Origin of the sequence: Nocardia implantans, from assembly GCF_035544775.1 — a bacterium.
GTDB lineage: Bacteria > Actinomycetota > Actinomycetes > Mycobacteriales > Mycobacteriaceae > Nocardia > Nocardia implantans.
In genome coordinates this window covers 745,805-758,259 of sequence record NZ_JAYKYQ010000002.1, presented here as the reverse complement: position 1 = coordinate 758,259, position 12,455 = coordinate 745,805, and the positions used below count along the sequence as shown (strand labels likewise).

Annotated in this window: 9 protein-coding genes; all 9 read right to left on the bottom strand. The window is 71.6% G+C overall.

The window, feature by feature from the left end; genetic code table 11:
• Positions 1–25: 25 nt before the first annotated feature.
• The 9 genes from ftsZ to U3653_RS07675 all read right to left on the bottom strand — a co-directional run bounded on the left by ftsZ (position 26) and on the right by U3653_RS07675 (position 12,286).
• Positions 26–1,273, bottom strand: a complete 1,248-nt coding sequence (gene ftsZ / locus U3653_RS07715) for a cell division protein FtsZ (protein WP_195077869.1) — start codon at positions 1,271–1,273, stop codon at positions 26–28.
• A gap of 353 nt (positions 1,274–1,626) precedes the next feature.
• Positions 1,627–2,349 carry a cell division protein FtsQ/DivIB gene (locus U3653_RS07710; RefSeq protein WP_195077868.1) on the bottom strand — a complete coding sequence of 241 codons (723 nt, stop codon included), beginning with the start codon at positions 2,347–2,349 and terminating at the stop codon, positions 1,627–1,629.
• Positions 2,350–2,354: 5 nt separating this feature from the next.
• Positions 2,355–3,878 carry a UDP-N-acetylmuramate--L-alanine ligase gene (gene murC / locus U3653_RS07705; RefSeq protein ID WP_195077867.1) on the bottom strand — a complete coding sequence of 508 codons (1,524 nt, stop codon included), beginning with the start codon at positions 3,876–3,878 and terminating at the stop codon, positions 2,355–2,357.
• Positions 3,875–4,978, bottom strand: coding sequence for an undecaprenyldiphospho-muramoylpentapeptide beta-N-acetylglucosaminyltransferase (murG, locus tag U3653_RS07700; RefSeq protein WP_195077866.1), 1,104 nt, complete (start codon positions 4,976–4,978; stop codon positions 3,875–3,877). The genes murC and murG overlap by 4 nt, the downstream gene beginning before the upstream one ends.
• Entirely contained in the window at positions 4,975–6,375 is a 1,401-nt protein-coding gene (ftsW, locus tag U3653_RS07695; protein WP_195077958.1) for a putative lipid II flippase FtsW, read from the bottom strand. The genes murG and ftsW overlap by 4 nt, the downstream gene beginning before the upstream one ends.
• A 214-nt stretch (positions 6,376–6,589) precedes the next feature.
• The gene (gene murD / locus U3653_RS07690; protein ID WP_195077957.1) at positions 6,590–8,047 is read right to left on the bottom strand and encodes a UDP-N-acetylmuramoyl-L-alanine--D-glutamate ligase; all 1,458 of its coding nucleotides are present in this window, start codon (positions 8,045–8,047) and stop codon (positions 6,590–6,592) included.
• A 47-nt stretch (positions 8,048–8,094) separates the two neighbouring features.
• The gene (gene mraY / locus U3653_RS07685; protein WP_039797126.1) at positions 8,095–9,171 is read right to left on the bottom strand and encodes a phospho-N-acetylmuramoyl-pentapeptide-transferase; all 1,077 of its coding nucleotides are present in this window, start codon (positions 9,169–9,171) and stop codon (positions 8,095–8,097) included.
• Complete coding sequence (locus U3653_RS07680) at positions 9,168–10,706, bottom strand: UDP-N-acetylmuramoyl-tripeptide--D-alanyl-D-alanine ligase (RefSeq protein ID WP_195077865.1); 1,539 nt, start codon at positions 10,704–10,706, stop codon at positions 9,168–9,170. The genes mraY and U3653_RS07680 overlap by 4 nt, the downstream gene beginning before the upstream one ends.
• Complete coding sequence (locus U3653_RS07675; RefSeq protein ID WP_195077864.1) at positions 10,703–12,286, bottom strand: UDP-N-acetylmuramoyl-L-alanyl-D-glutamate--2,6-diaminopimelate ligase; 1,584 nt, start codon at positions 12,284–12,286, stop codon at positions 10,703–10,705. The genes U3653_RS07680 and U3653_RS07675 overlap by 4 nt, the downstream gene beginning before the upstream one ends.
• Positions 12,287–12,455: the final 169 nt, after the last annotated feature.

The following is a 12,455-nucleotide window of genomic DNA, read 5'->3' as shown; positions in this document are numbered from 1 at the left end:
GCGCGCCGGAACCGGATTCCAGCGCTCAGCCCCTCCGCATGAACGACGGCACGTCCACGTCGTCGTCATCGTCGCCGGCGTCCGGCGGCGGCGTGAGGTGCGATCGCGTGCCGCTGGTGACCGACGGCTCGCCCAGCGTGCGCGGCCGTTCGGTGTCCCGGTAGCTCGGCAACGCGCCGCGGCCCGCCGTGCCCGCGACCGAGGCGCTCGGCGTGCTGTCGCTGCCGCGCGCGGCGATCTCGCTGGTCCGGCTCTGCCCGATCTCGCCGGAGCGCGCCGTGCCGATGGTGCTGCGGCCCGACGTCTCGAAGGTGCGCCGGGCCGGGCCGCCGCCGTCGAAGCCCGCGGCGATCACGGTGACCCGCACCTCGTCGCCGAGCGAGTCGTCGATCACGGTGCCGAAGATGATGTTGGCCTCGATGTGCGCGGCCTCCTGCACCAGCGAGGCGGCCTCGTTGATCTCGAACAGTCCCAGATCCGACCCGCCCGCGATCGACAGCAGCACGCCGTGCGCGCCGTCCATGGAGGCTTCCAGCAGCGGCGAGTTGATCGCCGCCTCGGCGGCTTTCACCGAGCGGCCCTCACCGCGCGCCGAACCGATACCCATCAGCGCGCTGCCCGCGCCGGACATCACGCTCTTGACGTCGGCGAAGTCGACGTTGATCAGACCGGGGGTGGTGATCAGGTCGGTGATGCCCTGCACACCGTTGAGCAGCACCTCGTCGGCGGAGCGGAACGCGTCCATCAGGCTCACCGCCGCGTCGCCGAGCTGCAGCAGCCGGTCGTTCGGGATGACGATGAGCGTGTCGCACGACTCGCGCAGCAGATTGATGCCGACCTCGGCCTGGTTCCCGCGCCGCTTGCCCTCGAAGGAGAACGGGCGGGTGACCACGCCGATGGTCAGCGCGCCGAGCTTGCGCGCGATCTGCGCGACGACCGGTGCGCCACCGGTGCCGGTGCCGCCGCCCTCGCCCGCGGTCACGAAGACCATGTCGGCGCCCTTGAGCACCTCTTCGATCTCGTCCTTGTGGTCCTCGGCGGCCTTGCGGCCGACTTCCGGGTCGGCGCCCGCGCCGAGACCGCGGGTCAGCTCGCGGCCGACGTCGAGCTTGACGTCGGCATCGCTCATCAGCAGCGCCTGCGCGTCGGTGTTGACCGCGATGAACTCGACACCTTTGAGTCCCTGCTCGATCATCCGGTTGACGGCATTCACACCGCCGCCGCCGATACCGACGACCTTGATCACCGCAAGGTAGTTGTGCGGGGGCGTCATGGGCTCTCGCCTTCCTTCGATCTAAAGCCTGTCGTTTCCGGATGCTCGGCACCCCGCCTTTTCGGCCCGGTCCGGCGGTCGGGTCGCTGCGAAGAGCGAACCGCGGCTCGGGCAAACCCTAAAGCTCAACCATAGGGTTAGCGTTATGTCAAGTATCCGACTGGTGCGGAACGCTATTCGCAGCCGACGCGATACGCGCGCAGGCGCGCCGAAACGAGAGCCAGAATCTTGCGTGATCCCGCTCGTCTCGCCGCTCCACACGTCGTATGGTGAACGGTTGCCTCCCGGCTCCCTTCTCGGCGCCGGAACCGCTCCCGGACCGCCGAAAATTACCTGGGCGCAATGGGTGCGGATCACTTTACCGTGACCAGATTGGGACTCGACACATCGAACACCGTTCCGGGGCGCGTCAACAACGGCAACACGACCGCCGCCTTTCGCTCGGCGTCGTCGCTCCCGCCCCAGAGTACCGTGCGGCCGTCCTTCAGATTCAGCGAAATATCCGAAATGGACCGCGCCGCAACCTCGCTCACCTGAACCGCCAGCGCAGGGGGCACGATGGCGAGGACGGCGACCGCCGCCCTGGTCACCGGATCCGCGCCGCCGGGATGATCGGTGATCAACTTCGGCACGCCGATCGGCGTCGGCTCGACCGCGAATTCCACGCCCTCGGCGTCCAGGAGATGCGCGCCTTCGTGACTGTCGTAGAACAACACCGCGGTGCGCTCGACGACCGTCACCCGGACCGTGGACGGAAAAACCCGCTGCACCCGTGCCGAGCGCACCTTCGGAATGCTCGCCACCCGCCGCGCCACGGCATTCGTGTCGATCCGGAAGATCGAGCGGCCGGAAGGAATTTCGAGCACATCGCGCACCTGCTGTTCGGGCACCGCCACCGCACCTTCGATCCGCACGGTGCGCACCGACAGCACCGGGGTGAACCAGGCGAGCACACAGAGCACCGCAAGAACGCACACGCTCAGCAATCCCCACAGGCGAATCCGGCGCCAGTCGAGTTCGCCGAACCGATCACCCGCGCGGCGCCCGGCCGCGCGCGCCGACCCGACCCCGCGCACGCGGGTCACCGTCCGTGCTGGGGACGCGCACGTAATCCGTCGAGAATCTGACCGCCCAGCATCGTCACGTCGCCCGCGCCCATGGTGATCACCACGTCACCCGGCAGCGCCAGCCCGGCGACCTGGCGCCCGACCCGGGACATGTCCGGCTGGTAGTGCACCGGCTTCGTCACCGACTGCGCGACCAGCGCGCCGTTCACGCCCGGCAGCGGTTTCTCCCGCGCGCCGTAGACATCGAGCACGACGACCTCGTCGGCCAGGCTCAGCGCGGCGCCGAAGTCCTGTGCGAAGGTCGCGGTGCGGCTGTAGAGGTGCGGCTGGAAGACCACGATGACCCGGCCCTGCCTGGACCTGGCGCCGTCGCGGGCCTCCTGCTGGACCAGTTCGGCGGCGGCGCCGAGCACGGCGCGCACCTCGGTGGGGTGGTGGGCGTAGTCGTCGAACACCCGCACGCCGTTCTCCCGCCCGGCGAACTGGAACCGGCGGTGCACCCCGCCGAACCCCTCCAGGCCCTGGATGACCTCGCCGACCTCGGCGCCGGTGGCCCTGGCGGCGAGCAGCGCGCCCAGCGCGTTGAGCGCCATGTGCCTGCCCGGCACCGCCAAGCGCAGCGTGCGCGGCGCGGCCTCGTCGGCGAGCTGGAATTGCGCGATGCCGCCGACATCCCGCGGCTCCCAGCTGTGTAGCCGGGCGCCCACCGGCACCGGCGCGTCCGCGAGGTCGCCCGAGCCGTAGCCGAGGACCTGGACGTTCCGCTCGGCCAACCGCGCACCGACCCGCTCGGCCAGCGCCAGCGAGCCGGGATCGTCCAGGCACACCACCAGCAGGCCGCCCGCGGCGAGCCGGTCGGCGAAGTCGTCGAAGACCTGCACGTAGGCCTCGTCGGAACCGAAGAAGTCCAGGTGATCGGACTCGATGTTGGTGACGACGGCCACGTCCGGCTCGTATTGCAGCAGCGAGCCGTCGCTCTCGTCGGCCTCCGCCACGAAGATGTCGCCGGTGCCGTGGTGGGCGTTGGTGCCCGCCTCGTTCAGCTCGCCGCCCACCGCGAACGACGGATCGAACCCGCAGTGCTGCAACGACACGATCAGCATCGAGGTGGTGGATGTCTTGCCGTGCGTCCCGGACACGAGCAGCGTGCGATGGCCCTGCATGAGCGAGGCCAGCACCGTGGGGCGCAGCAGCACCGGGATGTCTCGCCGGTTGGCCTCGACCAGTTCCGGGTTGGTCTTCGGAATGGCGGCATAGGTGGTCACCACGGCCGTGGGGCCGCCGGGTAGCAGGTCGAGCGCGGTGGCGTCGTGCCCGATCCGCACCTGCGCGCCGCGAGCGCGCAGCGCCAGCACACCTCGGCTCTCCTTGGCGTCCGATCCCGACACCGCACCGCCGCGGGCGAGCAGGATCCGCGCGATGCCGGACATCCCGGCCCCGCCGATGCCGACCATGTGCACGCGCTCCAGCTCCGGGGGCAGCGCGGTCCGCTCGGCGCCGTTGTCCGAGGCCACCCGGTCCGCGGTGGTGTCGCTCATCGGCGCGCCACCTCCAGCGCGATCCGCGCCACCTCGTCGGCGGCGTCGCGGTGCCCCGCGCCTGCGGCGGCCCGGCCCATCTCTGTCAGCCGTGCGGAGTCCATGAGCAGCGGAATCACCTCATCGATCACGTACTTCGGCGTCAACTCGGAATCGGGGACAATTCTGCCACCGCCCTTGCCCACCACGGGCCGGGCGTTGAGTTCCTGTTCCCCGTTACCGTGCGGCAGCGGCACGTAGAACGCGGGCAGTCCGACCGCGGAGACCTCCGCCACGGTCATCGCGCCCGACCGGCAGACCACCGCGTCGGCGGCGGCGTAGGCGAGGTCCATCCTGGACAGATACGGCACCGCGACGTAGCGAGCGCCGTCCGCGGCGGAGTCGTCCACCTCGATGGTGTTCTTGGGTCCGTGCGCGTGCAGCACCGAGATGCCCGCGGCGGCCAGTTGCGGCGCGGCGCCCGACACCGCCTCGTTCAGCGTCCGCGCGCCTTGCGAACCGCCGAAAACCAGCAGCACCGGCCCTTCGGCCGGAAGACCGAAGTGCGCCCGCGCCTCGGCCCGCAGCGCGGCCCGGTTGAGCCCCGTGATCGATTCGCGCACGGGAATGCCGACCACCCGCGCGTTCGCCAAACCCGAGTCCGGGACCGCGGCGAGCACCCGTGCGGCGCGGCGGGCGCCGACCTTGTTCGCGATGCCGGCCTTGGCGTTCGCCTCGTGCACTACCACCGGCACCGGGCGCCTGCGGCGCAGTACGCCCGCGCCGGCGGCGAGATACGCCGGAAGCGCCACGTAGCCGCCGAATCCGACGATCACATCGGCCTCGACCGCATCGATGACCGCGCGGGTGGCCGCCACCGAGGCGCGCACCCGGCCGGGCAACCGCAGCAGGTCGGCGGTGGGCTTGCGCGGCAAGGGGACGGGAGGGATGAGCTCGAGCCGATAGCCGCGCTCGGGAACCAGGCGGGTCTCCAAGCCGCGTTCGGTGCCCAGCGCCGTCACCCGGATCGAATCGTCGAGCCGCCGCAACGCGTCGGCCACCGCCAGTGCCGGTTCGATGTGGCCCGCCGTGCCGCCGCCCGCGACGATTACCGAGATCACCTGGATCTTCCCCGTTCTCTTGCGTGATTGACCGGATAGCTGGGTTCCCAAGCCCTGGTGGCACGCGCCGAGCTGGTGCCGCGGCTCTCCGGCGAGCGGCGGCGCGGTTCCGCACGCCCCCGCCTGCCCTGCGGCTGCGCCGACGGTCCTCGATCCGAAGGCCGCGGCGCCCGGCCACGGCGGGCACTGGCCCGAGCCGGTGCGTACACCTCGGGTTTGGGCAACCGCAACAGCCTACTGAAACGCCCGTCCTGTCCGGCGTGCAGCGCCGCGACGGCCTCCGGCTCGTGTCTGGCCGCGTTGGCGATCAGGCCGAACATCAGCAGGGTGATCGCCAGCGACGAGCCACCGGCGGAGACCAGCGGCAGCTGCAACCCGGTGACCGGCAGCAGACCGACGACATACCCGATGTTGATCATGGCCTGCCCGGCGATCCATGTGGTCGCCGACGCGGTGAGCAATTGCAGGAACGGATCAGCCGACCGGCTGGCGATGCGCAGGCCCGTGTAGACGAACAACGCGAAAAGCCCGAGCACCAGCGCGCAGCCCAGGAAGCCCAGCTCCTCTCCGATGATCGCGAAGATGAAGTCGTTGTGCGCGTTCGGCAGGTAACTCCACTTGGCCCGGCTCTGTCCCAGGCCTCTGCCCCAGATCCCGCCGTCGGCAAGGGAGTACAGCGCCTGCCGAGCCTGATAGTTGTCGCCCTGCGGGTCCGAACCCGGGTTGAAGAAGGACCGCACCCGATTCGACCGGTAACCCGCGGACATGGCGAGCACGCCAGCGGCGACCACGCCGGACACCGCGATCGTCACGAACAACCGGACCGGAAGGCCGCCGAACCACAGCAGAGCGCCGAGGATGATGCCCACCGCCACCGTGGTGCTGAGGTTCGGCTGGACCACGATCAAAAGACACACCAGCACACCCGCCGGGACCAGCGGCACCAGGATGTCGCGCAGACTCGAACCCATCGCGCGCCGGGAAACCAGCAGGTGCGCACCCCAGACGATCAGCGTGACCTTCACGACCTCGGACGGCTGCACCGACACCGGGCCGAAGACCAGCCAGCGCCGCGCGCCCTGCACACTGGTGCCGATACCAGGGATGAGCACGAGCGCCAGCGCCAGCACCGAGAGCGCGAACAGCGGGAACGACGCCTGGCGCAGCAGCCGCAGCGGAACGCGCAGAGCCAGATAGAACAGCACCGCGCCGATGCCGGCGAACAACGTCTGCTGGATGAACAAGGAGTACGCCGACCCGCCCTCGGCGTACTCCACGACTCCGGACGCGGACAGGACCATGACGAGTCCGAGTGCGGTCAGCAGCGTGGCGATGGTGACGACGAGATGGAAGGACGCCAGCGGCCGTGCCAGCCACGAACCGGGGCCGGTCGCCATCCCGCGGCCACGCCGCGGGGCCGCCGCGGCTTCTCGCGCGCCCGCGGTCCGGGCCGCCCTGCCGGTCCAACGCCTGCCGGTGCCCGAAGTCACGAGACACTCGCGCTCGACGCCGGTGCGACCACCGTGGCGGCGGACGAGCTGACCGCTCGCGCGTGAAAGCGACTCGACCGACCGGAGCGGGTGTCCGTACCCCGCCCGCCCCGGCCGGCGGTCATCGCAAACCCCCGATATCGGTGGTGCCTAGATCACGGTCTTCCAGGGCGTGCACCGCCGCGGCGAAACTGCGGCCACGGTGGGTGTAATCGGCGAACATGTCCAGCGACGCGGCGGCCGGCGCCAGCAGCACGGTGTCGCCGCGGCGGGCGAAACCGGCGGCCGCGCGCACCGCCCGCGCCATGACGGCGTCGGCCGCGGCGGTCCTCGACGCTTCGTCACCCATCCCTGCATCGTCTCCCGCGACCAGCTCGACGACGGGGACCTCGGGCGCGTGTCGCGCCAACGCGGCCGCGAGCACCGGCGCGTCGACGCCGATCAGCACCGCCGCGACCAGCCGGTCGGCGACCTCCTCCACGAGGTCGTCGACGTGCGCGCCCTTGAGCTGACCACCCGCCACCCACACCACCTGCGGATGCGCCAGGATCGACGAACGCGCGGCGTGCGGATTGGTGGCCTTGGAATCGTCGACGAACTCGACGCCGGCCAGCTCGCGCACGAACGCGGCGCGGTGCGGCCCGACCTTGTGCTCGATCAAGCCTTCCCGGACGAACTGCGGCGCGACGTCGATCGCCCTGGTCAGCGCGGAGGCGGCGAGGGCGTCGGCGACGCCCGCCGGGCCGGGCGGGCTGATGTCGCCCACCTCTGCCAGGATCGCGGCCTTGGTGAACGCGCGGTCGAGCAACTTGCCGTCCACCACGCCGAGTTCACCGTCGGCGGGCACGCCCACCCGGAAACCGACGGTCCGGCGCGCCTTGGACTTGCGGGCCAGCGAGGCCGCGACCGGATCGTCCAAGCCGACCACGCCGACCCGGCCGACCAGCGCCCTGGCCTTGGCCGCGGCGTAGGCGTCGAGGCCGCCGTGCCAATCCAGGTGATCCTCGGCCACGTTCAGGACGACGCCCGCCTCCGGGCGCACCGACGGCGCCCAATGCAGCTGGAACGACGACAGCTCGACCGCGAGCACCTGCGGACCCGGATTGCGCCGCAGCGCGTCCAGGATGGGCAGGCCGATGTTGCCGCACGCGACGCTGGCGATGCCGGCCGCGCGCAGGATCGAGTGCGTCATCTGGGTGGTGGTGGTCTTGCCGTTGGTACCGGTGACGACCAGCCATTTGCGGACCGGGCCGTAGATTCTGGCCTGATCGACCCACCAGGCGAACTCCACGTCGCCCCACACCGGCGTGCCCTCCGCGACCGCGGACGCCAGCACCGGCGAGTCCGGCCGCCACCCCGGGCTGGTGATCACCAGCGCGAAGCGGCTCCAGTCCGCGCTCTCCAGCTCCGCGGTGGTGGCCACGTCCAGCCCGAGCCCGGCCGCCTCGGCCAGGGCCGCTGCGCCGCCGTCGGTCACCACCGGACGCGCGCCGATGTCGCGCAGCGGTTCCACCAGCGAGCGTCCCGACACGCCCCAGCCCGCGACCAGGACGTCGCGCCCGCGCAGGAATTCCAGCATGGGCCCCGGTGTGCGCAGAGCGCGCGGAGAATGTTCGACCATCTCGCTCACCCGACCGCGGAGAGGTATTCGCTGTAGAACAGCCCGAGCCCGACGGCGGAGGCCATCGCGGCCAGCAGCCAGAATCTGATGATCACCGTGGTCTCGGCCCACTTGCTGAGCTCGAAGTGATGGTGGAACGGCGCCATCTTGAACAACCGGTTGCGCGTGGTGCGGAAGACCGCGACCTGCAGCACCACCGAGGCCGTCTCGGCGACGAACAGCGCGCCGATGACGATCATGAGCAGTTCGGTGCGGGTGGTGATGGACAGGCCCGCCAGCAGGCCGCCCAGCGCGAGCGAGCCGGTGTCGCCCATGAAGATCTTGGCCGGTGCGGCGTTCCACCAGAGGAACCCGACGCAGGCCGCCGCGCCCGCCGCGCAGACCAGCGCGAGATCCAGCGGGTCGCGCACGTTGTAGCAACCGGTCTCCGGCTTGGTCTCGCAGGCGTGGTAGTACTGCCAGAACGTGATGATCACGTAGCCGCCGAGCACCAGGCTCATCGATCCGGCGGCCAGCCCGTCGAGTCCGTCGGTGAGGTTCACCGCGTTGGACCAGGCGACGACAACGAAGCAGACGAACACCAGGAACACGACCACGCCCATGGTCACGGTGCTGATGTCGCGCACGTAGGACAGGTGCCTGCTGGCGGGCGTCAGCCCGCTGCCGCCGCGGAACTGCAAGGCGAGGATGCCGAAGATCACGGCCGACGACAGCTGGCCGAGATACTTGCCCGCAGCGGTCAGGCCGAGGTTGCGCTGCTTGCGGATCTTGATGAAGTCGTCGACGAAACCCACCGCGCCCAGCGCCGTGGCCAGGCCGAGCACGAGCAACGCCGATGCCGACGGCCCGTCGGCGTCGTACCCGATGCCGATCAGGTGCGAGCCCAGGTATCCGGCCCACATGCCGACCAGGATGGCGACGCCGCCCATCGTCGGGGTGCCGCGCTTGGCCTGGTGGCTGGCGGGACCGTCGACCCGGATCTCCTGCCCGAAGCCCTGCTTGGCGAACAACCGGATCAGCAGCGGGGTGAGCAGGATCGAGACCGTCAGCGCGATCGCCGCGGCGAAGAGAATCTGTCTCATCCTGCTGCCTCCGTGTCCTGTCCCACCCCGTTGCTCACCGCGCCGCCGCGTGCGGCCACGGCGCTCGGGTCGGTCAGATGCTCGGCGACCTCCCACAGGCCGACCGACTTCGATGCCTTGACCAGCACCACGTCACCGGGGGCCACTTCCTGCTCCAGCAGCGCGATCGCCGACGCGATGTCCGGCACGATCACCGATTCCTCGCCCCACGACCCCTCCATCACCGCGCCCTGGTGCAGCGCGCGGGCGGGTCGGCCCGTGCCGACCACGACCACCCGGCTGACGTCCAGCCGCACCGCGAGCCGGCCGATGGCGTCGTGCTCGATGACGGATTCCTCGCCGAGCTCGCCCATCTCGCCGAGCACCGCCCAGCTGCGTCGCGGCGTCTCGGCCGCGCGCGCCATGCTCACCAGCGCTTTGAGCGCGGCGCGGACCGAGTCCGGATTGGCGTTGTAGGAGTCGTTGACGACGGTGATCCCGTCCGCGGTGGTGCGCACGTCCATCCGGCGGGCGGAGGCGGCGCGCGCGCCGGACAGCGCGACCACGACGGTGTCGAGGTCGGCGCCGCATTCCAGCGCGACCGCGATCGCCGACAGCGCGTTGCCCACGTGGTGCTCGCCGTGCACGGCCAGACGCACCTGGGCGCTGCCCGCGGGGGTGTGCACGGTGAACTCGGCCCTGGCCTGGTCGTCGAGCCTGATGTCGGTGGCACGCACGTCCGCGGTCGCGGCCTGCCCGACCGTCACCACCCGCGCCGCCGTGCGCGCGGCCATGGCGGCGACCTGGGGATCGTCGGCGTTGAGCACGGCCAGTCCGGTGGAAGGCAGCGCCTCCACCAGCTCGCCCTTGGTCTTGGCGATGGCCTCGCGGCTGCCGAACTCGCCGAGATGCGCGGTGCCGACGTTGAGCACGACGCCGATGCCAGGCGGCGCCACCTCGGCCAGCGCCGCGATATGGCCCGGCCCGCGCGCGGACATCTCCAGCACCAGGAAACGGGTGCTCGCGTCGGCGCGCAACGCCGTCCACGGGTGGCCGAGTTCGTTGTTGAACGACCCCGGCGGCGCCACCACGGTGCCCAGCGGCGCGAGGACGGCCGCCAGCAGGTCCTTGGTGGAGGTCTTGCCGGACGAGCCGGTGACGCCGACGACGGTGAGCCCGCCCGCGGCGACGAGACGCGACACGCTGGCGCGGGCGAGCGCGGCGAGCGCGGCCAGCACGGCGGCGCCGGAACCGTCCGCGTCATGGCTGAGCGCGACCGAAGTCGACGGCACGGCGCCGCGGCCTGGCGTGACCACGATGGCAGGTACGCCGACCGGCCGCGCGGCCAGCACCGCCACCGCGCCGGCCGCGATCGCCGCGCCGGCGTAGTCGTGGCCGTCGGAGCGCTCGCCCGGCAGCGCCAGGAACAGATCGCCGGAACCGATTCGGCGCGAATCGAATTCCACCGCGCCGGTCACTCGCACCTCCGGGTCTGCGACGTCGTGCAGCGTGCCGCCGACGACGTCCGCGATCTCCCGCAGTGTCATCTCGATCATGAAACCGTCAAGTCCTCCGCGTGGTTACCTTGCGGACTGCGTCTTTCCAATGCGGCCGCGAGTACGTCGCGGTCGTCGAAGGGGTGCTTCACGCCCTGGATCTCCTGCCCTGCCTCATGTCCCTTGCCCGCGATCAGCACCACGTCGCCGGGGCGCGCCCAGGCCACCGCGGCGGCGATGGCTTCGGCGCGGTCGCCGATCTCCCGCACCTCACCGCGTTCGGCCTCCGCGACCTGGAGCGCACCGGAGCGCACGGCGGCGCGGATGGCCGCCGGATCTTCGGTGCGCGGGTTGTCGTCGGTGATGATCAGCAGGTCGGCGCCTCGTGCGCCCACCGCGCCCATCAGCGGCCGCTTCGCCGCGTCCCGGTCGCCACCGGCGCCGACCACCACCGCGAGCCGTCCCGCGGTGTCCGCCGCGAGATGTCCTCGCAGCGTGGCGATCACGGACTCCAGCGCAGCGGGCTTGTGCGCGTAGTCGACGATCGCCAGGAAGTCCTGTCCGCGCTCCACCCGCTGCATGCGGCCGGGCACGTCCACGGTCGCCAGCGCCGGGGCCGCCACCGAAGGCTCGACGCCCGCCGCGGCGCACACCGCCACCGCGAGCAGGCCGTTGGCGACGTTGTAGTGGCCGGGAAGCCGCAGGCGCACGGGGATCTCGCCCCGCGGACCCGCCGCGGTGAAGTCTTGTTCGCCGCCGTGCGCCGACACCGCGCCCGCGACGCTCCAGGCGGCGGTCCGGGTGGTCGACACGGTGACCGGGTCCGGCAGGCCCGCGGCCAGCCGCCGCCCCCACTCGTCGTCGACGCAGACCACGCTGGTGCGCGCCGCGACCGGCGAATCGGGTTCGAACAGTTTGCGTTTGGCGGCGAAGTAGTCCTCGAAGTCGGCGTGGAAGTCCAGGTGGTCCTGGGACAAGTTGGTGAACGCGCCCACCGCGAACCGCACGCCGTCCACCCGGCCCAGCGTCAGCGCGTGGCTGGACACCTCCATCACCACCGCGTCCACGCCCTGCTCGACCATCAGCGCGAACATCGCGTGCAACTGCGGCGCCTCCGGCGTGGTCAGCGCGCTCGGCACCCGCCTGCCGCCGATCCTGGTCTCGATGGTGCCGATCAGGGCGGTGGACAGCCCCGCGGCGGCCAGTCCCGCCTCGACCAGGTAGGAGGTCGTGGTCTTGCCCGAGGTGCCGGTGATCCCGACGATGCGCAGCCGCTCGGAGGGATTGCCGTAGATCGTGGCCGACAGCTCGCCGAGCACCGCTCTAGGGTTCTGACGCACCAGCACGGGCACCTCGAGCGGACCGGCCAGCTCCGCGCCCGCCGCGTCGGTCAGCACCGCCACCGCGCCGCGGGCTACGGCGTCGCGCGCGAAACGCGCTCCGTGCGCGCGGGCGCCGGGCAGCGCGGCGAACAGGTCACCGGGCAGCACGGCGTCCGAGCGCTGCTCGATGCCGGTGACCGACACGTCACGCACAGCCGATTCGGGGCTCGTCACGGCCCCGATGGCGGCGGCCAGCGACGCCAGCGGCGTCGACGGCGAATGCTCTGGCCGCAATGCGCGTGGTTGACCGGACTGCACAGAAACCAGGCTCCTTTCGGGGGCGGCGATCGACGTGTCAGGTTACCGGCGACCGGTCACGGCGGGACCATGCGCCCCGTCGCAAAGCCGGGGAAGTCGCCCACCGCACCCTACGGGTTCGCTCGCCCGGCCCGGACCGCGCCACGCGGCACACGGACGCCATCGGCCC